Genomic DNA, 21,162 nt, shown 5'->3' with positions numbered 1-21,162 from the left:
CGGCCGATCCTAGGAACCCCGACGGCGATACCGGCGTTGCGACATACGATCGTGACCGTGCTGTTAGGCCGCGCGACCGATCACGGTGTGCACCAGCCGCATCTTCTCCAGCACCGCGGGCGGCAGGACGAACGGATACAGATCGTCGCGGCCCATCGACCGGTTCACCATGTTCAGCGCCCAGGCCATCGGCAGCCACATCTCGATCAGCGTGTCGAATCCGCTGGGCCCCAACATCCTGCGCTCGAAGGTGGCACCGGCCGGGGCGAGGCCGAATGCCGCAGCGGTGTCCATGGTGTCGCGGATGTGCAGATAGTGGGCGAACGTCTCGGCCCAGTCCTCGGCGGGGTGCATCGTGGAGTAGGACGATACGAAATCGTCCGCCCAGCCCGCGGGCGGCCCCTCGTCGTAATGGCGGTGCAGCGCCGCCTGGTAGTCGGCGTCCGGATCGCCGAACAGCTCGCCGAACCGGGCGGTGAACTCCGCCGACGGCGCCACCAGCCGGTAGAAGTAGTAGTGGCCGATCTCGTGGCGGAAATGCCCCAGCAGCGTGCGGTAGGGCTCGTCCATCGCGATGCGTAGCTGCTCCCGGTGCACGTCGTCCCCCTCGGCCAGGTCGAGGGTGATCACCCCGTTCTGGTGGCCGGTGAACACCTGCTGGTGTCCGCTGGAGAGCAGATCGAAGGCCAGCCCGAACTCCGGGTCCTCGGTACGGTCGACGATCGGCAGCTTCAGTTCGTGCAGTTCGGCGATCAGCCGGCGCTTGGCCCGTTCCGCCTCGGCGAACGCGGGCATGGCCGCCGTGTCGGTATCGGCGGGCCGGGTCCGGGTGAGCGCGCACGACATACACAACCGATCGCCCCGGACCAGCCAATTACATTCCGCGAGGTGAAGGTTCGCGCAGAGCCGGTACTCTCCCCGGTCGATCACCAGCAGCGCCATATCGTCGAGCGAGAATCCCAGCGCGCTGCCGCACGCAAGGCACAGCGAGTTCTCGAAGGCCAGCCGCTGCCCGCAGTTCGGGCAGGTGAAATCACGCATCCGACAGCCTCTCCCGATACGGCGCCACATCGACGGCCACATCGATCGCGCTGCTGTCCGAGTCCGTGTAGATGATGCCCCGCAACGGCGGCACGTCGGCGTAGTCGCGACCGAAACCGGCCACGATGTAACGCTCGTCGACCAGCTGGTCGTTGGTGGGATCCAGACCGAGCCACACATTGCGCGGGGTCCACACCGACGCCCACGCGTGGGTGGCGTCGACCCCGATCATGCGTTCCCTGCCCGGGGGCGGATCGGTGGCCAGATATCCCGACACATAGCTGGCCGCCAGCCCGTTGGCCCGAAGGCACGCGATGGCCAACCGAGCGAAGTCCTGGCACACCCCCTCACGCGCCGCCAGCACCTCGGAAACCTTGGTGGACACCGTCGTCGAACCGGATCGGTAGGTGAAGTCGGTCCAGATCCTCGTCGTCAGCTCCCGCAATACCTCGATCAGCGGCCGCTCCGGAGCGAAGCTCGGTGCCGCGTATTCACGTACCGCATCGGTGATTTCGGCCGGTGCCAGGTCCTGGGTGAACTCGGCGGCCAGCGCACCGTCGGCACCGACCGGGCGGGCCAGCTCCCATGGCGCCCCCGCCGAGGCGCCCTCATAGCGGTCCGGGGCGGGCGGGTCCACCTCGACGATCGAATGGCTGGTGATGCTCAGCGTGCGGTGCGGCTCGGTCACATGGAAGTAGGAGCTGGTGTTTCCGTAGGCGTCGCGGCTGGTCGAGCTGTCGGCCGCCTCGGGTTCGATCACCAGTTCGTGGAACAGGCAACGCTGCCAGGCCAGTTCGCGCGGGGTCAGGAAACCGCGCCCGTAGGAGCTGGTGACGTCCGCGGAATACCGGTACACCGTGCGATGGGTGATCTCGTAGCATCGGGCCGCGCCGCCCGGCGTCGGCGCGGTCACGGAACCAGCCGCCGCTCATCGGGCCCCCACAGCGGCTGCATCCCGCCGGGCAGCGACAGATGCGCGGCCGTGATCACCCGCGACAGGTCACGAAGACCCGACTGCATCCCGTCGAGCAGCGCGGCGAGTTCGCTGCGGGTGCCGTCCGACGATACGACCTCGAGATCGGCCGGGTCGAGCCGGCGCAGCCGGGTGGTCATCTCGTCGACGAGACGTTCGGGGCGCGATGATCCGGAGGATCCGGGCATCGCCTTCAAATCGGCCCGCAGCCGTTCCAACTGGTAGATCAGCGAGCGGGGGTTCTCGGCGTCGAACAGCACCAGTTCGGCGATCGCGGCGATGCTGATCCGGCCCGGGTTGCGCCGCCGGTAGATCACCGAGGATTCGCAGGCGATCAGGGCCGACTCGGCGACGGCACGCTGCGCGCCGGGGCCGTACGCCTGCGTCAGCGTGGACCGCAGCAGGGCGGTCAGGCCGAGCCCCCGCTCGATGCGCCTGCCGATGTCGGTCATCGTCCAGCCGATGTCCTGGACCATCGACTCGGCGGCCACACCGGACAACGCCAGCATTCCGGCCAACGTCTGGGTGTGGGCGCCGGCAAGGTATCCCTCGGCCGCGGCCTGGGACTCGGGCGGGGTCGCCGACCGCAGCACCGCGCGTTCGACACCGGCCAGCACCATCCAGGTGTCGTTGGACATCTGGTCGCGAACGGCCCGGACCACCAGCCCCAGCCGTTCCACCGACTGCGCCAGCGAGCCGGGGCGGTACCGGTCGGCGGTCACCGACCACAGCGTCGTCGGCGCCGCGGCGATCATCTCGGCGTCGTCGCGGGCGCCGGTGCCGGTGCCGGTGATGGACTCGATGGCCGCCAACAACACTGGCACGCACTGGCTTTCCGAGCTATCCCGCCGGTAGCGGAACTCGTGGTAGCGCTCCCTGGTGACCGTCAGCAGGCGAGCCATCCCCTCGGCGCGTTCGGCGTAGCGGCCCATCCAGAACAGATCCGACAGCACCCTGGGCGAACTGACCGCCCGGGTGGGACTGGAGGCCACCGGGGCCGCGATCACCTCCACCGCAGGGCCCGGCAGCCGCTCCGCGGTCGCCCTGGTCGGTGACCGCACCCAGACATCCTTGGCTGCAACGGTATTCATCCGGTATGCGGCGTTACCCCGCGCCATCAGGTAGCCGAGCCCGCCGACCATCGGGGCGTACCCACCACGCTGCGCGACGGTGAACAACCGCATGCCGACGCTGCCCGCCGCCAACCCCGCGGCCTGGTAGTCGGTCGGCGCGGTGGAGAACTGTGGCAGCTCCTGGCCGACCCACTGCCAGGGCGTGGCCTCGATCCGCGCGGTCAGCGCCTCCCGCTCGGCCGCCGTGAGCGCCGGACCGACGATGGGTTCGCCACCGCCGACCGACCGGATCAGCAGCGAGGACAGCTTCGTCACCAGGTGCGAACGCTCGATGTCGATGCCGCCCCAGTACAGCGGGGCCGTCGCCAGCGCCGGATCCTCGTCGAGCAGCAGCCTGCCCAGCTCGGGCAGAAACCGAGTCAGCCCGGGGCTTTCCAGCACACCGCTGCCCAGGGTGTTGACCACCGTCACCGCGCCGCGCCGCAACACCTCGACCAGGCCGACCACCCCCAGCCGCGAATCGGGCCGCAGATCCAGCGGGTCGGCGTACTCGGCGTCGAGGCGGCGCAGCACCACGTCGACCCGTTTGAGGGTGCCCAGCGAGCGCATCCACAGGGTGCCGTCGCGCACCACCAGGTCGGCGCTCTCCACCAGCGGCACACCCAGCACGCTGGCCAGGTAGGCCTGGTCGAACGCGGTCTCGGAGTGGATACCGGGACTGAGCACCACCACGAACGGTTCCTCGGCGGCCTCTGGCGCGGCGTCGATCAGGGCAAGCCGCAGCGCCTGGGCCCACGGCGAGGCCGGCCGCGGCCCGATCCGCTCGTAGAGGTCGGGGACGGCGTGGGCGATGACCCGGCGGTCGGCCAGCGCGTAGCCGGCACCCGACGGGGCCTGCGTCCAGTCGGCGTTGACCAGGAAGGCGCCGTCCTCGCCGCGGCTGACATCGCAGCCGTGCAGGAACAGCTGATGACGCCCGGGGAGGACGATGCCGCGCGCGGCCCGCAGATAGCCGGGATGGGCGAACAACAACTGGGCGGGTAGCACGCCGCTGGTGATGGACCGCCGCTCGCCGTAGATGTCGGTGAGCACCGCGTCGAGCAGCCGGGACCGCTGCACCAGACCGGACTCCAGGGTGTCCCAGTCCGCGGCCGAGATGACCAGCGGCAGGGCGTCCAGGTGCCAGGGTCCCGGCATCGCGGTGCCGTCGCCGCTGGTGACCGCGTCGCCGTGGCGGTCGACCTGGATGTAGGTGATGCCGTCGATGTCGACGAGGCCGCGCACCTCGGCGCGTAACCGGTCCAGCCCGTCGCGACCCCGCTCACCGATGCATTCGGCCAGCTCGCGCCAGGCCGGGCGGACGTTGCCGCCGAGGTCGACGAACTCGTCGTAGCCGCCGCCCGGGCGCGCGTCCCTAACGTCGAACAGGGCCTGCTGGGCCCGCGTCCTGCGATAGCCGGCCAGCACCCCGTCAACGTCGACGCCGACACCGTCGACACCGCTCGCATCTAGCACCATCAGACGAGAACGGTACGCACCCGGCCGAACCGACGCATTTGCGCGTCGGCACAAGCTGGTTCAATGCAGCGGGACGACAACGACGAAGGGATGCCGCCGCCATGTGGAGCACGGTGCTGGTGATGGCCGCGGTGGCCGGAACCGACCCCTTGCGCATCGGGGTGGTCGCCTACATGGTGTCGCGCCGCAGGCCGGTGCGGCTGCTGCTGCCGTTCCTTCTCGTCGGCTTTGCCGTGAACGTCGTCGTGGGTGCGGTGGTCCTGTTCGGCCTTCGCGACGTCAGCGTCGGCGGCGGTGCCGGGATACCCGCGGCCGCCGAGATCGCCGTCGGTGCGATCGCCCTGCTCATCGCGGTTCTTGCGGCGACCGGGGTGCTGGAGCGCGGATTCGACCGGCTGCGCGGGCGGCACGACCCGGTGCCCGCCGCCACACCCGGCGCGCCCGGGCAGGACCGGGTGACACCGCCGACCCTGGATACCCTGCCGATCGTCTCGAAGCTGCCGGCCAGCATCAAAGCCGCGCTGCGCGGTGAAGCGGCCTGGGCCGCGGGCCTGCTGGGGCTCAGCAACGGCATCCCCACCCCGTACTACCTTGCGGCGATGGCGGCGGCGCTGACCTCGGGGGCGGCGGTCGGGCAGCAGTTGGCGGCGCTGATCGTGTTCAACCTGATCGCCTTCGCCGCGGCACTCATCCCGATCGTCAGCTTCTGGATCGCCCCGGACGCCACCCGGTCGGTCGTCGAGCGCATCTACGCCGCGATGCGGACCCATCATCGGCTCGTGGTGTCGGTGATAGCCGGCGCGGTCGGGGTGTTCTTCCTGGCGATGGGCATCGGCCACCTCTGACCGGTCAGCGGCCCAGTCCGGCCCTGCGGTACAGCGCCAGCACCAGGACGCCGGCCAGCGTGATGCCGACCAGGTTCACGCCGAGTTGCACCGCCGACGCCGCGGCCACGTCCCATTCGCCGACGGTCGCTGCCACCACCGCGAAACCGGCGGCCGGGACGGTCGTGACCGAGATGAACACACCGACCAGCGCGGCCGATTTCGCCGACACCAGCGACAGCATCCCGGCCGCCCCGGCCAGCAGCGCGACGACAAAGGAGAACGGGCCGACCTGGAAGATGAAATCGACACTCGAAAGCTCTCTGGTGCTGGTCAACGTCACCCAGCCCAGCGCCTCGAAGGCCAGCGTGGCGACCCAGGTGACGGCCATCGCCAGCGGGAACCCGATCAGCAGGGCCGCCGACGCGCGCCGCGCCAGCGACACTTTCCTGCGGACCAGCGCCACCGCCAGGGCCGCGAGCGGACCGAACTCCGGCCCGACCACCATCGCCCCGACCACCGTGACCGGCGAGTCGGTGACCACACCGACCGAGGCCAGCAGGCACGCGATGCACAGGAACAGCACGAAGGTGACGTTGAGGTGGGATTCCTCGCGGGTGCGGGCAACCAGCTCATCCCAGATCACCGCGTCGGCGGCGTCGCCGTCGGCCTCGTCCTCGGCGTGATAGGCGGCGCTGGACAGGACGGTGTCGAGCGATTCCAGCGTGATCGCGCCGTCGTGGTGCAGATCGAGCGACTTGAGCCGTTCCACGACGTCGTTGACCGCCTCCCTGGCGACGTCGGCGGTGATCTCGTCGCCCGCGGGCTCGATGGCCGCACCGGGATGGATGACGATGTGGGCCACGCCTGGTTCGCGTTCGAGCACGTTGAGAATCGGGCCGCGGAGATCGGCGGGGGCGATCAGGCGAAGGTGCAGCACGGCCCGAGGGTAGCGTTCGGGGGGTGGCGAACTGGGACGATGTGGCCAGAATCGCGGCGGGTCTGCCCGAGACCGCGGAACTCACCCCGCGCGCGTGGCGGGTGCGCAAGAAGCTGGTGGTGTGGGAGCGTCCGCTGCGTAAGGCCGACTTCGAGGCCCTCGGTGACGACGCTCCCGGCGGCGACATCCTCGGTGCCAGGGTGGCCGACGAGGGGGTGAAGTTCGCCCTGATCGCCGACAACCCGGCGGTGTACTTCACCACCCCGCACTTCGACGGCTATCCGTCGGTGCTGGTCCGGCTCGAGGCGATCGAGGTGAATGAACTGACCGAGCTGATGACCGAGGCCTGGCTGGTGCAGGCACCCAAGACACTGGCGAAGGCATTCCTGTCCGACGCCCGGCCACCGGACTGATTCACGATCGCTGCACCCGGACGCCGAGCTCGTCGGCGGGAACGAGATGACCATTCCCGCAGCGGATTTCGACGGTGGCCTCGGATCCGCAGCCGTCGTGGACCAGCCGCAGCGGGGAGTCGTTGGGCACGTGCCTGCGGCCCCACTCGAACAGGGCCCACACCACGGGCATGAAGTCCGTGCCCGCCTCGGTCAGCACGTACTCGTCGCGGCTGCGCTGACCCGGCTCCTGATAGGGCCTGCGCTCCAGCAGGCCGGCCCCGACCAGATCGGTCAGCCGCGCGGACGCGGCGGCCTTGGTCACCCCGACCCGGCGCCAGAAGTCCTCGAACCGCGTCGTGCCGTAGTAGGCCTCGCGCATGATGAGCATCCCGGATTTGGTGCCGACCAGCCCCATCGTCTTCTCGATCGGGCAGTGCCCCACCGCCGACCAGGCATCCCGATCAGCGAGCTTGCCCTGCAGCATTCCCACGGAATCAACCCCCTTTCTGAGTTGTTCCTACTATACCCAGGTGGTATATCTGGGTACATATAAGAATACTCAGCGTTGAGCATCAGGAGGCAGAGATGGCCGGATACACCGACCGGGATGCAGTCATCGTGGGTGCGGTCCGCACCCCCATCGGCAAGGGGAAGGCCGGCGGCGCGCTGCACGACGTCCTCCCCGCCGACCTGCTCGCACACAGCCTGCGCGAGCTCATCGCACGCACCGGGGTCGACCCCGCGCTGGTCGACGACGTCATCTCGGGCGCCGTGACGCAGGTGGGCGATCAATCCGTCAACATCTCCCGCAACGCCCTGCTGGGTGCCGGTTTTCCCGAGTCGGTACCCGGCACCACGGTGGACCGGCAGTGCGGCAGCAGCCAGCAGGCGATCAGCTTCGCCGCCCAGGGTGTGGTGGCCGGCGCCTACGACATCGTGATCGCCGGCGGCGTGGAGTCCATGTCACGCGTGCCGATGGGCAGCGCGGTACTGCCCGGCAGCGATCCGTTCGGGCTGGGGTTCGCCGAGCGGTACCCGGACGGCCTTGTCCCGCAGGGCATCAGCGCCGAGCTGATCGCCGCCAAGTGGAAGCTGTCGCGCACCGAACTCGACGAGTTCTCCGCCGCCAGCCACGAAAAGGCGGCCCGCGCCACCAAGGACGGGCTGTTCGAGGCCGAACTGGCCCCGATCGCCGGATTGTCGAGCGATGAGATCATCCGGCCCGGCAGCTCGGTGGAATCGCTGGCCGGCCTGAAACCCGCCTTCTACAACGAGGCGTACTCGGCCCGTTTCCCGCAGATCAACTGGGAGATCACCGCGGGCAACTCGTCGCCGCTGTCGGACGGCAGCGCGGCGGTGATGATCACCAGCGGCCAGACCGCCAAACGGCTCGGACTGCGGCCACTGGCGCGTATTCACACCACCACCGTGGTGGGCTCGGACCCGCTCTACATGTTGACCGGCGTCATCCCGGCCACCGAAAAGGTGTTGGCGCGTGCGGGTTTGGCGCTCTCCGACATCGACCTGTTCGAGGTGAACGAGGCCTTCGCCCCGGTGGTGCTGGCCTGGGCGCATGACGTCGGAGCCGATCTGTCGCGCACCAACGTCAACGGCGGAGCGATCGCGATCGGCCACCCGCTGGGCGCCAGCGGGGTGCGGATCATGACCACACTGGTCAACGCGCTGCAGCAGCGCGGCGGCCGCTACGGCCTGCAGACGATGTGTGAGGCCGGCGGCATGGCCAACGCCACCATCATCGAGCGGCTTTCCTGATCTCCGTCAGTACGGCGGGGCTTTGCCGCCTTCGCCGTTGAGCCGGCGTTCGGCGTTGATGCGTTGGGTGCGGGTTTGATCTCGCGTGCGTATCCGGGCGGGCATCTTAACGTCCCGGTTGACCCGCGGCGTGAGTGCCGGCCCGGCCGGTGGTGGTGTGGTCTGGGTTTGCCACTGCGGGAACAGGATCTGACCGAACGGCGTGGTGCGGTAGGTATGCCCGGTCGGGGCGGTCCAGGTGTGGCTGCCGTCGGGATGTTGAACGTCGGCCCAGCCACCCTCGGCCGCCGGGAGTGTCTTCAAGAGATGATGGCTTCGACATTTGGCACCGAGGTTGCCCGGATGGGTGGGCCCCTGCGGCCAGGGAATGGCATGGTCGAGATCGCAATGCTGCGCTGCGACACCGCAGCCGGGGAACATGCACTTCATATCGCGCAGCCGGACGAACGCGGCCAGTTTCGCCGGGATCCGGTAACGGCCCCGGCGCCGAGTGTGCCGGCGTCTGCGACGGGTTTCACGGTGGCGCCGGTGGCGATCAGTTCGGCCAACAACGGTGCGGGCACGATGCCGCCGCCGAGGATGACGGCGGGACTGCCGGTGACCTTGGGGGTGTGGTCGGCGCCGAAATCCTTGGGGTCGCCGTGTAGCCGTGGATCGCGGGGCGCATGGTGGTGCGGCGTCGTCGGCGGTGGTGTCCTCGGTGGGGAGTTGATCGGTGAGCAGGTGGATCACCACGCTGCTGGAGCGCGGGTCGGCGCCCGCGGCGGGGCAGTCGGCGGTACCGCACAGGCAGGTGAGTCGCTGGGCGCCGGCCGCCAACGCGCCGAGGGCATCCGAGCGCCGTTGGGCCATGGTGCGCGGATCGGCGTCGCATACGGTGCCGGCGATCTCGGTCAGCGTCTTCTTCAGCATGGCGGCGTCGGTGGCCAGCAGCCGGCCCCAGATCGACACCGTGCCGTTGGGATCGTCGGGGTCACCGAAGTTGACGTCCCGGCCGCGGGCACCGTGGCGGGCACGCCGGACCGCGGCGGGATCGAATTTCTCCACCCACACATCGATGGCCTGCTCGGCCTTGTCCACCGACAGGGTTCCGTAGCTGCGGGCCGTTCCGGCCAGCGCCGCGTCGACCAACGCCAGCGCCTCGGGGTCGATGACGAGCTGGGTGCGCCAGGTGATGGTGGCTGTCACCTTCGCCGAGATCTCGCCCCGCGCAAACTCGTCCGCGACTTTCGGAAGCCGCTCGCGTAGGGCGTGTGCGATGCGCATCTGGGCCGAGGCGGCGTGGCGCCCCAGATTGCACGCCGCACCGACCGCCGCGGTCGCGATCTCCCACCCGTCGATGGCCAGGTGCGCGCGGGCATCGTCCTCGTCATCGCAGTGCCGGGCCACGATCTCGCCGATGAGAGCCAGACGTTCGGCCGCCGCGACCGCCTCGGCGCGGGTCTTGTTCTCCAGTGCGTCGATCAGCGCGGCGTCGGTCAGTGACGGCAGATCGAGCAATGCGAACATACATTCGACACTACCCTTATCACCGCAGGTCGGCAACGGTTTTCGAGAGTCGCTGAATTGTCGCTCACCAGGCGGGCAAACACCGCACGGTCGACAGGCGACTACGCGCGGACCAGCTCGAAGAGCGGGATCGACCGCGTGGTCTTGGCCTGGTATTCGGCGAACACCGGCGCGAGTTCGGTGACCCTCGGATAGGTGGCGTCACGTTCGGCGGCGGGCAGTTCCCGGGCCGTGGCGTCGTAGGCGTCGGTACCCACCTCGATACGCACCTGCGGGTTGACCCGCAGATTGTGCACCCACGCCGGGTCCTTCGGCGCGCCGGCATAGGACCCGATGATGATCATCTTCCCGTCGATGGTCAGGTAGGCCAGCGGCGACATTCTCGGCTTGCCGGACTTGGCGCCGGTGGTGTGCAACAGCAACAGGGTGCCGTCCCCGAACGCCGCCACCTTTCCGCCGTTGGCGCGAAACTCCTCGACGATATTGCGGTTGAAGTCGTGCATGGCCGCCGTGTCGTTCACGAGGTTCTCTTTGTCGATCTCGGTCATGCCTTCTCGAGCTCTTCGGGTTTGGCGTCTATTCCCGATTCCTTGCGCTGCTGCGCGGTGATCGGCGCCGGAGCATCGGTCAGCGGATCGACCCCGCCGCCGGACTTCGGGAAGGCGATCACCTCGCGGATCGAGTCCACCCCGGCCAGCAGCGCGACGATCCGGTCCCAGCCGAACGCGATGCCGCCGTGCGGGGGTGCACCGAAGGTGAAGGCGTCCAACAGGAATCCGAACTTTGCCGCAGCCTCATCGTGGTCGATGCCCATCATCGCGAACACCCGTTCCTGGATGTCGCGCCGATGGATACGGATCGACCCGCCGCCGATCTCGTTGCCGTTGCACACGATGTCGTAGGCATCGGCCAGCGCGGTGCCCGGATCGGTGTCGAAGGTGTCCTCGGATTCGGGCTTGGGTGCGGTGAACGCGTGGTGCACCGCGGTCCAGGCGCCCGAGCCGACCGCGACGTCGCCCGATGCGGTGGCCTCATCGGTGCCCTCGAACAGCGGCCAGTCCACCACCCAGGTGAACGCCCACGCGTCCGGATCGATCAGGTCCTGGCGTTTGGCGATCTCGATGCGGGTGGCGCCCAGCAGGGCCCGCGCCCCCTTCGCCGGGCCGGCCGAGAAGAAGATGCAGTCCCCCGGCGACGCACCCACGTGCGCGGCCAGGCCGTCGCGCTCGGCGTCGGTCAGGTTCTTGGCGACCGGGCCGGTGAGCGTTCCGTCCTCGCCCACCAGCACGTAGGCCAGCCCCTTGTGGCCGCGCTGCTTGGCGAACTCCTGCCAGCCGTCCAGCGTCCGGCGCGGCTGCGACCCACCACCGGGCATCACCACCGCCCCCACGTACGGGGCCTGGAACACCCGGAACGTGGTGTCCTTGAAGTACTCGGTGCACTCGACCAGCTCCAGACCGAAGCGCAGATCGGGCTTGTCGGAACCGAATCGGCTCATCGCCTCGGCGTAGCTGATCCGCGGGAGCGGCAGCGGCAGGTCGTACCCGACCAGTGCCCACAACGCGCGCAGCACCTCCTCGGAGACCGCGATGACGTCGTCGGCGTCGACGAAGCTCATCTCCATGTCGAGCTGGGTGAACTCGGGCTGGCGGTCGGCGCGGAAATCCTCGTCGCGGTAGCAGCGGGCGATCTGGTAGTAGCGCTCCATGCCCGCCACCATCAGCAGCTGCTTGAACAGCTGCGGGCTCTGCGGCAGTGCGTAGAACGATCCGGGCTGCAGCCGGGCGGGCACCAGGAAGTCGCGGGCCCCCTCGGGGGTGGAGCGCGTCATCGTCGGTGTCTCGATCTCGACGAAATCGTGTCCGGCCAGCACTCCGCGCGCGGCGGCGTTCACCTTGGACCGCAGCCGGATGGCGTTGCCCGGCCCTTCCCGGCGCAGGTCGAGGTAGCGGTATTTCAGCCGGGCCTCTTCGCCCGCGGTCTCGTCGAGTTGGAACGGCAGCGGCGCACTCTCGCCGAGCACGGTCAGCGAGGTGGCGTTGACCTCGATCTGGCCGGTGGGAATCTCGGAGTTCTCGTTGCCCTCGGGCCGGGTCTCGACCACACCGGTCACCGCGACGCAGAATTCGGCGCGCAACCGGTGCGCGGCGGCGAGCACCTCGGCGTCGCGGAACACCACCTGGGAGACGCCCGACGCATCGCGCAGGTCGATGAAGATCACCCCGCCGTGGTCACGGCGACGTGCCACCCAGCCCGCCAGCGTCACCGTCTGACCGGCGTCGGAGGCCCGCAACGAACCGGCGGCATGACTGCGCAGCACAAAAACTCCTAGTGAGAGACCTGATGATGACTGCAACAGTGTAGAGGTCGCATGCACGGCGGCAGCTGGGCGATCCACTGCCTGCCGCTCTGGCAGGCCGTCGCCATTATGCGCAGTATTATGCGCACACACTCATTAAAGTGCACAAATGCACAGAATTCTGCGAGGCTGACATGGACCTTAGCCATCCGATACGAGCCGTGATTCCGACTCTCGATGGACCAGTTCTTGAGGTCCTGTCCCGCACCACACGGTCCCTTACTGGCCGTGAAGTGCAGCAATTAACCCGGGCAGGCTCACCAAACGGCGTGCGGTTGGCGCTCGCCCGGTTAGCCGACCAAGGCGTCGTCCACGCCGAGCAACGCTCGACCGCCGTCTATTACACGGCCAACCGCGACCATCTCGCGTGGCCCGCGGTGGAAAGCCTCACCGCCATGCGGAGCACGCTGATCCAGCGTATTCGCGACGAGCTGTCAACCTGGCGGCCCGCTCCTCTTCATGCCTCGCTATTTGGGTCCGCTGCACGGGGAGACGCCGATTCCGCATCCGATATCGATGTCCTGATCATTCGGCCAGACGACGTGGCGGAGGACGATCCGTCATGGGACGAACATGTCGACCGGCTACGTCAACACGTCGACAGGTGGACAGGAAACCGTTGCCACGCATTCGAAATCGATCGACATCGCCTTGGTGAGCATGTGGAAGCCAAGGATCCGCTGGTCGACTCGTGGCTCCGCGACGAGATTCGACTAGCCGGCGATGACTTGCACGCCGTCGTGCGGCATCTCCCGATTGAGGGAGGCAAACGGTGAGCCCCCGGCCCGGCGGCAGAATCGAGCAATGTAGCGCGTCGGAAGCTCTCGCTCGACTGGACCAAGCAAAAGCATTCCTTGATGTCGCCGAACTGGCCGGCGGCGAGAGCGACCCACTGGCTACACCCGGTGTTGCGGCCGCACTGGCCGTCCTCGCCGGGATCGCCGCCTGCGATGCAGTGTGCTGCGCGGTCCTCGGACAACGCTCTCGCGGACAAGATCACCGCCAAGCAGCGACCTTGCTCCGCCAGATCACACCCGACGGGCGGACCTTGGCGCTCGACCTTGAGCGTCTACTCGCAATCAAGGATGACGCCCACTACGGCACACTGCATATCAGTACACAACGCACCAAAACAGCACTCAGACAAGCTCGCCGCCTCGTGGACGCCGCCGCAGTTCACACCCGCTGAGATTCCCAGCGATCACCAGTACCTTGGCGACGGTGAACTCCCCCATCGCGGTCATCGGCCCCGGCGCCATCGGATCCACCGTCGCCGCCCTGCTCCACGATGCCGGCCGGCCCGTGCTGTTGGCCGGCCGCACCCCGCGCGACTCGATCGAGGTACGGCCCGACCACCGGGCACCGATCGTGGTGCCCGGCCCGGTGCACACCGACCCCGCGACCGTCGACGGTCCGGTGCAGGTGGTGTTCCTCGCGGTCAAGGACACCCAGAACGAACAGGCCGGCGCCTGGCTGACCCGGCTGTGCGGCACCGGCACCGTGGTGTGCGCCCTGCAGAACGGCGTCGAACAGGTCGAGCGGGTGGGCAGATTCTGCGACCCCGAACGGGTGGTGCCCGCGGCCGTGTGGATCTCCTCGGAGACGCAGCCGGAAGGCTGGGTGCGGGTCCGCACCCAGACCCGACTGGTGTTGCCGGACACGGCCGCGGCGGGCACCGTGGCTCGGACGCTGGACGGGACCGGGATCGACGTCGAACTCGATCCGGACTTCAGCACCGCGGCCTGGCGCAAGTTGCTGGTGAACGCGGTGGTCGGATTCATGGTGCTGGCCGGCCGGCGCGCGGGCATGTTCCGCCGCGACGATGTGGCCGAGCTGGCCCGCCGGTATCTGGCCGAATGTCTCGCGGTGGCGCGGGCCGATGGCGCGGATCTCGGCGACGGGGTGATCGAGGAGATCGTCGGGATGCTGGCTTCGGGGCCGGTCGATCTCACCACGTCGATGCTCACCGACCGGCAGGCCGGCCGACCGCTGGAATGGGACGTCCGCAACGGCGTCATCGCACGAATGGCCGCGGCGCACGGGCTGGCCGCCCCGATCAGCGAGGTGTTGGTGCCGCTGTTGGCCGCCGCGGGCGACGGGCCGGGGTGACCGGCCGGTAGACACCTTCACCTATGGTGTCTACCCATGGCGCGGACCTACGAATGTGAACGGGTCGGGCTGGACTTCGTCGACCACGCACCGTTCCGCTTCGTCAGCACCGTCGACCTGGCGATCACGCCCGAGCAACTGTTCGAGGTGCTCGCCGACGAGACCTCCTGGCCACACTGGGCCACGGTGATCACCGATGTGCGCTGGACCAGTCCGCAACCGCGTGGCGTCGGCACCACCCGCACCGTCACCATGCGTGGCTTCATCGTCGGCGAAGAGGAGTTTCTCGCCTGGGAGCCGTTCTCCCACATGGCTTTCCGATTCAACACCAGCACATCGAACGCGATCTCGGCCTTCGCCGAGGACTATCACGTAGTCGAAACCGGCGAGGGCTGCCGGCTGACCTGGGTGATGGCGATGAAGCCGAGCGGCCTGGCCGGGCGGGTCGGCATGACGCTGGGGCAACCGGTGATGGCCTGGCTGTTCCAGCGGTTCCTGCACAACCTGCGCCGCTATACCGATGAGCGGTACCCGGTTCAGTAGAGCCCGTCCCAGGCCGCCCGCCTGACCACGTCCGGATCGGCCACGGTCTCATCGCGGGTGGAGCGGATCACCCTGGTCAGGCGGTGCTCCTCGGTGTAGTGCGGCCACTCCGCCACCTGTGCCGTCGCGAAATCCAGCCAGGTCCGCTGCATCCGCCGCCCGACCGAGGGTTGCACCCGGCGGCCGAGGGGATGCAGTTTGCGGCCCAGATACGAGCCGTAGCTGTGCTGGATGTGCACGATCTCGCTGCCATGGGTGGCGCCGAGCCCGAGCGCCTTGAGCGTCCAGGTGGTGTGGTCGAACCGGTACACGTGGGTGTCCGCATGCCGGCTGTAGGCATCGGAGAAGGCCCAGGTCGGCGCGCCGAACATGACGTCGGACCCGAACGCGATCAACGCCCGGCGGCGCGGAAACGCCGGATAGGCGCCCAGCACCCGGTCCCTGGCCTGCGGCGCGTTCCGGTGGAAGTAGCTCTCCACACCGTCGAGGGTGGTCGGCAGCATCGGGGGTTTACCCCACGCGAACATCGACGCCTCGTGACTGTTGGTGCCCACGATCAGCGGTATCGGCGACACCGCGCCCGCCCTCGCGGCGTCGATCGGGTGCAGCGGCAACAGGTCCACGCCGTGGGTCAGCCCGTAGGCCAACGTGGGCGTCTGCTCGGCGCTCTCCAGTTGGAGTTGACCGGCGGCCCGCCGCAACTGCCGCTGCGGCAGGGCCTTGAGCACCTGCGCCCCGACGCCGAGCAGGTGCATGAACCGCCGGGCCTGCCGGGCCCTGGTCTCGCGGTCGGCGATCAGCGGCAGAGCCGGGCTCTGCGCGATCGCCCTGGCGAACAGGCCCTTGGCGGCGGGGCTGGCCAGCAACGCCAGCACCGAGGTCGCACCGGCGGACTCGCCGAACACCGTCACCCGCCGCGGATCCCCGCCGAACGCGTCGATGTTGTCGCGCACCCAGCGCAGCGCGGCGATCTGATCGCGCAGGCACAGGTTGTCGTCGAACCCGTCGCCGAGGTCGCCGAGGTCGAATCCGCCGAACACGCCGAGCCGGTAGGTGACGTTGACGACCACGACGTTGCCGTTGGCGGCCAGCCTCGACCCGTTGTACAGCTGCAGCTGCCCGGCGCCGTACACGAACGCGCCGCCCGGAATCCACACCATCACCGGCAGCGAACCCCGCGTGTCGGGCGACCAGACCGTGACGGTCAGGCAGGCCTCGTCACGAATCTTGGGGTCGTCGCGGCCGCCGCCGACGAACGAACGGCCTTGTGGCGGCAACGGGCCGTGATCGATCGCGTCGTGCACCCCCGTCCACGGCCACAACGGTTGTGGCGCCAGGAAGCGCCGCTGACCGACGGGTTGTTGGGCGTAGTGAACACCTCGCCACACGCCGACACCGTCTTCGACGGTGCCGCGTAGCCGCCCCAGCGAGGTGTGGGCGATGGTCGAATGTTCCGCGACGACGGACACGCCTGAATCGTAGTGTGGCAAGCTGAACGGGCTGTCGAGTACGACCTACCGGCGAATGCGATGGAGCGATGCGATGACCTTCAACGAGGGTATGCAGATCGACACGAGCACCACGTCGAGCAGCGGCGGCGGCCGCGGGCCCGGCCGCGGTATGGCCATCGGCGGTGGGATCGGTGGCCTGCTGATCGTCGTGGTGGCGATGTTCCTCGGCATCGACCCCGGCACGCTCATGCCGCAGCAGCAGCAAATCGGCACCGAGGGCTCCGACGCCCAGGGATTCGACCTGAGCCAGTGCAAGACCGGCGCCGACGCCAACAACATCGTGCAGTGCCGGGTGGTCGCCACCGGCAACTCGGTCGACGGCGTGTGGCAGCAGCTCCTCAAGGGGTACCAGCGCCCGCAGGTCCGGCTGTTCAGCGGACAGGTGCAGACCGGATGCGGGCCCGCCACCAGCGATGTCGGACCGTTCTACTGCCCGGTCGACCAGACCGCCTATTTCGATACCGACTTCTTCGAGGTGCTCAAGACGCAGTTCGGTTCCAGCGGAGGCCCGTTGGCCCAGGAGTACGTGGTCGCCCACGAGTTCGGTCACCACGTGCAGAACCTGCTCGGGGTGCTGGGCCGCGCCCAGCAGGATCCCGAGGGGGCGACCGGCGCCGGGGTTCGGACCGAGTTGCAGGCCGACTGCTACGCCGGTGTCTGGGCCCATTACGCCTCGGTGACCAAACAGGAGAGCACCGGTGTTCCGTTCCTGGAACCGTTGAGCGACAAGGACATCGCCGACGCACTGTCGGCGGCCTCATCGGTGGGCGACGACCGCATCCAGCAGCAGTCCACCGGCCGGGTGAATCCGGAGGCCTGGACCCACGGTTCGTCCGAGCAACGCCAGAAGTGGTTCACCGAGGGGTACCGGACCGGCGACCCGAACAAGTGCGACACCTTCGCATCGAATGACCTCGGGTAGGCGCCCGCTCGAACCCGACACCAAGGACTGGACCTGGGTGCTGTCCCGGGCCTGCCCGGAATGCGGATTCGAGGCGGCCACCACGCCGCCAGGCCAGGTGCCCGCCAGGATCCGCGACGATGCCGCGGCGTGGGTAGCGCGGCTGGGCCGGCCCGGTGCCGCGGCCCGGTCCAGACCGGACAGGTGGTCGGTCCTCGAGTACGGCTGCCACATCCGCGATGTGCACCGAATCTTCGAGCACCGCGTCCGGCTGATGCTGACCGAACTCGCCCCGCGGTTCCCCAACTGGGATCAGGACGCCACGGCGGTCGCCGACGACTACGGATCCCAGGATCCCGCCGTCGTCGCCACCGAGCTGTTCGACGCCGCGTCCGCGGTGGCCGGCACCTATGACGAGGTGACCGGCGCGGGCTGGGCACGCCGCGGCCTGCGCAGCAACGGCAGCGAGTTCACCGTGGCCTCGATCGCGCTCTACCACCTGCACGACGTCGTGCACCACGCGCACGACGTCGCCGATATGTGACGCAGCCCATAGCCGAGCCCTGTCACGGTCTGCCTGCCCGACGGTGTCTGAGAGTGTGACCACCGAGAGCCAGGAGGCAGGACTGAACGCGACCAAGGTTTTCGCCGAGCACCGTCCACTGCTGTTCACGCTGGCCTACGAGATTCTGGGCAGCGCCGCCGACGCCGAGGACGTGGTGCAGGAAAGCTACCTGCGCTGGATCAACGCGGGCGAGGTCACCCACCCGCACGCCTACCTGGTGCAGATCGTCACCCGGCAGTCCCTCAACGCGCTGCGCGCGGGCAGGCGCCGCCGCGAGGACTACGTCGGCAACTGGCTGCCCGAGCCGATCCAGACCGCCCCCGACGTCGGCGAGGACGCGGTGCTCGCCGAATCGGTGTCGATGGCGATGCTGCTGGTGCTTGAGACGCTCGGCCCCGATGAGCGGGTGGTCTTCATCCTCGCCGAGGTGTTCGGCTACACCCATCCCGAGATCGCCCGCGTGGTGGGCAAGACCGATACAGCGGTACGCCAGATCGCCCACCGCGCACGCGAACACGTACGCGCCCGACGACGGCGGTTCACGCCGGACGCGCGGGCCGCCCGCGACACCGTCGAGAAGTTCCTGCAAGCCGCCCACACCGGCGACATCGACGGCCTCGTCGCGGTCATGGCGCCCGACGTCGTCGCGCTGTCCGATGGCGGCGGGCAGGTCTCGGCGGCGCGCCGCCCCGTCGTCGGGGCAGCGCGCGTCGCACATTTCATCGCGGGGCTGGCCCAGGGCGCCATGGCCGGGTGCGACCTCGAGTTGGACACCTACAACGCCCAGCCTGCCGTCCTGTTCCGCCGCGTCGGTGTTCTCGACTCGATCCTGCTCATCGAGGTGACCGACGGATCGGTCACCGGCCTGTACGCGATCCGCAATCCGGACAAGCTCCGCGACGCGAATTCCCATCGCATGTTGACCCGACACCAGGAGGATTGATGCAGACCGTCACCGTCGAACGCACCATCGCCGCCCCGTCTGACACGGTATTCGAATTCCTGAGCAATGCAGGCAATTTCACTCGTTCGCCGCTGGTGCTGCATCAGCGGTTGGCCGAGCCCGGCCGCGAAGCCCCGTACGGACCGGGCGCGCTGCGGATCCTGGTCTGGGTGATCGGGGTGTTCCGGGAGCGGATCACCGCCTACGACGCGCCCCACTCGTTCGAGTACTCGGTCGAACGCAGTTTCCCGCCGTCCGAGCACCGGCACGGCCGGGTGACCTGCACCGCGGTCCCCGGCGGCACCCACGTCGTGTGGACCACCACGTTCCGGGTGAAGCTGCCCGTGCTCGGTGCGGCGATGACCCGTTGGGTCGGTAAACCGATGCTCGCCAAGGTGTTCAACGATGTGCTGGACGCCGCGGGCACCGACCTGACCCTAGAGCCGCGACTGCGCGGAGATGCCGGTGTCGGTGGTCCGTAGCGGGCGGATCAACGCGTCCTGGGCGAACGATGCCAGCAGCTCACCGTCCTCGGTGTGCACCGTACCCCGCACATACGACATGCCCGCACCGACCTGCGTGCTTTCATGGGAGTAGAGGATCCACCCGTCCCAGCGGACCGGCTCGTGAAAGCTCACGGTGACGGTCATCGGCGCGGTCGAGACCGTCAGGTGCGCCTGCGCGGTGCCGATCCCCTCGTGGGCCCGCATGGTGGTCGAAATACCCAGGTGCCCGGTGAAATACGCGATCAGCGCCTTGGCCAGGTCGTCGCGGGCCGGGATCGGGTCGTAGTGCAGCCAGGCATACAGTTCCGGCGGGCCGACCTCGTCGGGGCTGTTCACGTCGACCACGTCGACCAGGCGCAGTTCCCGTCCGGTCATCGGCATCTCGGCGAGGTTGGCGTCGGCCGGGCCCGCCACATCGGGCCGCGGCAGGTGGTGGCGGATCACGTCACCGGACGGCACGTCGGTGAAGACCGTGACGGTGATGCAGCGCTTGCCGTTCTGCGATGCGGAGACCACGGCAGTGGCGGTGGACCGGCCTTCGCTGATCACGTCGAGGTCGAGTTCGACCGGCGGGCCGACCGTTACGGCACGGGCGAACACCGCATGGGCCGACCGCACCGACTTGTCCGGGAAACGCTTCGCCGCGGCGACGATCGCCGCGCCCAGGATCTGGGTGCCCTCGACCACCTGCCGTTCATCGGCACCGGCGATGCCGGTTGGCACGGTGAACCGGTTCTCCCCCGCCGGTTCGGCGTCGAACAGGTCCAGCAGCGTCTGCAGCGTCCACTGGGTCGATTCGGCGGATTCGGTGGTCATGGTCATCCCTTTCTGATCACGGTGTCGGTGAATTCGGAAAGTGTCTGTGGCGCGGCGAAATCGGTGAACCAGACGTAGAAGCGTTCGACGCCCTTGGCGGTGAGCCCGGCGAAATGCTCGGCCATCTCGGCGGCATCGCCGCACACCAGCCCGGTTCCCAGGTGCCCGAAGAGCCGGGCGCTGCGCTCGGTGACGGTCTCGCGGTCCGCCCCGGAGCCCACGAAGCCGACCATCTGCTGTAGCGACACCCGGGCCGCACCCGCGGCGGGCAGCAGCCGGGGCAGCCGGTCGAGTTGATGCGACGGGATGTTCCACCAGTCCGCGTAGGTGCGGACAAGTTCCATGGTGCGCTTCCCGGTTCCACCGAGCACCAACGGAATTCGATGGGACGGCCGGGGCACTTGTGCGTCGTCGCCGTCCCAGTACCCGCGCAGCAGGGCGAGATCGCGGGCCAGGCGGCTCACCCGGGCGACGGCGTCGTCGGCGCCGTCGATACCGAACCGCTCGAATTCCTGCGGCCAGGATCCAGACCCGAGGCCCAGCTCGAACCGGCCGCCGCAGGCCGCGGACAGCGTGACGGCCTGCTTGGCCAGCACGGCCGGGTGGCGGAACCCGTCGCACAGCACCAGGTGCCCGATCCGCAGCCGTTCGGTGCGGGCCGCCACCCAGGTGGCGATCGTCATCGCCTCCCAGATGTCCTGGTGGGTGGCCCCTGGCGCCTCCAGATGGTCGATGAACGCGATGCCGTCGAACCCGGCCTGCTCGGCCACCGTGGCGCGTTCCACGATGCCGTCCACACCCAGCCGCACCTGGGGCAGAAACAGGAACCACTCGGTCATCGGCCCGCCGATCGCTCTACTAGA

At 68.9% G+C, this 21,162-nt stretch carries 22 protein-coding genes; 11 read left to right on the top strand and 11 right to left on the bottom strand.

Features of this window, described 5'->3' with window-relative positions; genetic code table 11:
* Nucleotides 1–63 precede the first annotated feature (63 nt).
* The 3 genes from ACWDTP_RS11605 to ACWDTP_RS11595 are packed head-to-tail and all read right to left on the bottom strand — an operon-like array spanning nucleotide 64 to nucleotide 4,605.
* Nucleotides 64–1,041: a zinc-binding metallopeptidase family protein gene (locus tag ACWDTP_RS11605; protein ID WP_450019681.1), complete on the bottom strand. Its 978-nt coding sequence runs from the start codon at nucleotides 1,039–1,041 to the stop codon at nucleotides 64–66.
* Nucleotides 1,034–1,954, bottom strand: a complete 921-nt coding sequence (locus tag ACWDTP_RS11600) for a transglutaminase family protein (RefSeq protein WP_450019679.1) — start codon at nucleotides 1,952–1,954, stop codon at nucleotides 1,034–1,036. Before ACWDTP_RS11600 ends, ACWDTP_RS11605 begins: the two co-directional genes overlap by 8 nt.
* Nucleotides 1,951–4,605 carry a circularly permuted type 2 ATP-grasp protein gene (locus ACWDTP_RS11595; protein WP_450019677.1) on the bottom strand — a complete coding sequence of 885 codons (2,655 nt, stop codon included), beginning with the start codon at nucleotides 4,603–4,605 and terminating at the stop codon, nucleotides 1,951–1,953. Before ACWDTP_RS11595 ends, ACWDTP_RS11600 begins: the two co-directional genes overlap by 4 nt.
* 101 nt (nucleotides 4,606–4,706) lie before the next feature.
* On the opposite strand from ACWDTP_RS11595, the gene ACWDTP_RS11590 reads away from it, so the two are divergent.
* Nucleotides 4,707–5,450, top strand: coding sequence for a GAP family protein (locus ACWDTP_RS11590; RefSeq protein WP_450019675.1), 744 nt, complete (start codon nucleotides 4,707–4,709; stop codon nucleotides 5,448–5,450).
* A gap of 4 nt (nucleotides 5,451–5,454) precedes the next feature.
* On the opposite strand, the gene ACWDTP_RS11585 is transcribed toward ACWDTP_RS11590, so the two are convergent.
* A complete protein-coding gene (locus ACWDTP_RS11585; RefSeq protein ID WP_450019673.1) occupies nucleotides 5,455–6,369 on the bottom strand; it encodes a DUF389 domain-containing protein in 915 nt (304 codons plus the stop codon).
* Between the two features lie 23 nt (nucleotides 6,370–6,392).
* On the opposite strand from ACWDTP_RS11585, the gene ACWDTP_RS11580 reads away from it, so the two are divergent.
* Nucleotides 6,393–6,782 (top strand): MmcQ/YjbR family DNA-binding protein, encoded by a 390-nt coding sequence (locus ACWDTP_RS11580; RefSeq protein WP_450019671.1) that lies wholly within the window; start codon nucleotides 6,393–6,395, stop codon nucleotides 6,780–6,782.
* Nucleotide 6,783: 1 nt separating this feature from the next.
* On the opposite strand, the gene ACWDTP_RS11575 is transcribed toward ACWDTP_RS11580, so the two are convergent.
* Nucleotides 6,784–7,254, bottom strand: coding sequence for a winged helix-turn-helix transcriptional regulator (locus ACWDTP_RS11575; protein ID WP_450019670.1), 471 nt, complete (start codon nucleotides 7,252–7,254; stop codon nucleotides 6,784–6,786).
* Nucleotides 7,255–7,349: 95 nt separating this feature from the next.
* Here ACWDTP_RS11575 and ACWDTP_RS11570 point away from each other — a divergent pair, with 95 nt between their 5' ends.
* Complete coding sequence (locus ACWDTP_RS11570; RefSeq protein ID WP_450019668.1) at nucleotides 7,350–8,537, top strand: thiolase family protein; 1,188 nt, start codon at nucleotides 7,350–7,352, stop codon at nucleotides 8,535–8,537.
* A 6-nt stretch (nucleotides 8,538–8,543) separates the two neighbouring features.
* Here the strand turns inward: ACWDTP_RS11570 and ACWDTP_RS11565 are convergent, their stop codons facing one another.
* The 3 genes from ACWDTP_RS11565 to aspS form a co-directional block, all read right to left on the bottom strand.
* Nucleotides 8,544–10,046 carry a DUF222 domain-containing protein gene (locus ACWDTP_RS11565; RefSeq protein ID WP_450019666.1) on the bottom strand — a complete coding sequence of 501 codons (1,503 nt, stop codon included), beginning with the start codon at nucleotides 10,044–10,046 and terminating at the stop codon, nucleotides 8,544–8,546.
* A gap of 101 nt (nucleotides 10,047–10,147) precedes the next feature.
* Nucleotides 10,148–10,594 carry a nitroreductase family deazaflavin-dependent oxidoreductase gene (locus ACWDTP_RS11560; protein WP_450019664.1) on the bottom strand — a complete coding sequence of 149 codons (447 nt, stop codon included), beginning with the start codon at nucleotides 10,592–10,594 and terminating at the stop codon, nucleotides 10,148–10,150.
* Complete coding sequence (aspS, locus tag ACWDTP_RS11555) at nucleotides 10,591–12,366, bottom strand: aspartate--tRNA ligase (protein WP_450019662.1); 1,776 nt, start codon at nucleotides 12,364–12,366, stop codon at nucleotides 10,591–10,593. Before aspS ends, ACWDTP_RS11560 begins: the two co-directional genes overlap by 4 nt.
* Before the next feature lie 308 nt (nucleotides 12,367–12,674).
* Here aspS and ACWDTP_RS11550 point away from each other — a divergent pair, with 308 nt between their 5' ends.
* Genes ACWDTP_RS11550 through ACWDTP_RS11535 form a run of 4 tightly spaced genes read left to right on the top strand, consistent with a single transcriptional unit; the run spans nucleotide 12,675 to nucleotide 15,057 of the window.
* Nucleotides 12,675–13,181, top strand: coding sequence for a nucleotidyltransferase domain-containing protein (locus ACWDTP_RS11550; RefSeq protein ID WP_450019660.1), 507 nt, complete (start codon nucleotides 12,675–12,677; stop codon nucleotides 13,179–13,181).
* Nucleotides 13,178–13,594, top strand: coding sequence for a hypothetical protein (locus ACWDTP_RS11545; protein ID WP_450019658.1), 417 nt, complete (start codon nucleotides 13,178–13,180; stop codon nucleotides 13,592–13,594). Before ACWDTP_RS11550 ends, ACWDTP_RS11545 begins: the two co-directional genes overlap by 4 nt.
* 32 nt (nucleotides 13,595–13,626) lie before the next feature.
* Entirely contained in the window at nucleotides 13,627–14,514 is an 888-nt protein-coding gene (locus ACWDTP_RS11540) for an oxidoreductase (RefSeq protein ID WP_450019656.1), read from the top strand.
* 36 nt (nucleotides 14,515–14,550) lie between these two features.
* On the top strand, nucleotides 14,551–15,057 hold the full coding sequence (locus tag ACWDTP_RS11535) for an SRPBCC family protein (protein WP_450019655.1): 507 nt from the start codon (nucleotides 14,551–14,553) through the stop codon (nucleotides 15,055–15,057).
* On the opposite strand, the gene ACWDTP_RS11530 is transcribed toward ACWDTP_RS11535, so the two are convergent.
* Nucleotides 15,051–16,526 carry a carboxylesterase/lipase family protein gene (locus ACWDTP_RS11530; RefSeq protein WP_450019653.1) on the bottom strand — a complete coding sequence of 492 codons (1,476 nt, stop codon included), beginning with the start codon at nucleotides 16,524–16,526 and terminating at the stop codon, nucleotides 15,051–15,053. The two genes, ACWDTP_RS11535 and ACWDTP_RS11530, sit on opposite strands and share 7 nt — an antisense overlap.
* Before the next feature lie 73 nt (nucleotides 16,527–16,599).
* Between ACWDTP_RS11530 and ypfJ the strand changes: the two genes are divergently transcribed.
* Genes ypfJ through ACWDTP_RS11510 form a run of 4 tightly spaced genes read left to right on the top strand, consistent with a single transcriptional unit; the run spans nucleotide 16,600 to nucleotide 19,459 of the window.
* Nucleotides 16,600–17,490 carry a KPN_02809 family neutral zinc metallopeptidase gene (ypfJ, locus tag ACWDTP_RS11525; protein WP_450019651.1) on the top strand — a complete coding sequence of 297 codons (891 nt, stop codon included), beginning with the start codon at nucleotides 16,600–16,602 and terminating at the stop codon, nucleotides 17,488–17,490.
* A complete protein-coding gene (locus ACWDTP_RS11520; protein WP_450019649.1) occupies nucleotides 17,477–18,013 on the top strand; it encodes a DinB family protein in 537 nt (178 codons plus the stop codon). The genes ypfJ and ACWDTP_RS11520 overlap by 14 nt, the downstream gene beginning before the upstream one ends.
* A 55-nt stretch (nucleotides 18,014–18,068) precedes the next feature.
* Nucleotides 18,069–18,977 (top strand): RNA polymerase sigma-70 factor, encoded by a 909-nt coding sequence (locus ACWDTP_RS11515; RefSeq protein ID WP_450019647.1) that lies wholly within the window; start codon nucleotides 18,069–18,071, stop codon nucleotides 18,975–18,977.
* A complete protein-coding gene (locus ACWDTP_RS11510) occupies nucleotides 18,977–19,459 on the top strand; it encodes an SRPBCC family protein (protein WP_450019645.1) in 483 nt (160 codons plus the stop codon). The genes ACWDTP_RS11515 and ACWDTP_RS11510 overlap by 1 nt, the downstream gene beginning before the upstream one ends.
* Here ACWDTP_RS11510 and ACWDTP_RS11505 read toward each other — a convergent pair.
* Complete coding sequence (locus ACWDTP_RS11505; RefSeq protein WP_450019643.1) at nucleotides 19,415–20,299, bottom strand: acyl-CoA thioesterase; 885 nt, start codon at nucleotides 20,297–20,299, stop codon at nucleotides 19,415–19,417. The two genes, ACWDTP_RS11510 and ACWDTP_RS11505, sit on opposite strands and share 45 nt — an antisense overlap.
* Nucleotides 20,300–20,301: 2 nt before the next feature.
* Entirely contained in the window at nucleotides 20,302–21,138 is an 837-nt protein-coding gene (locus ACWDTP_RS11500) for an LLM class flavin-dependent oxidoreductase (protein WP_450019641.1), read from the bottom strand.
* Nucleotides 21,139–21,162: the final 24 nt, after the last annotated feature.

It is taken from the genome of Mycobacterium sp. NPDC003449, assembly GCF_053588415.1.
This window is presented reverse-complemented; position numbering and strand designations above follow the sequence as displayed.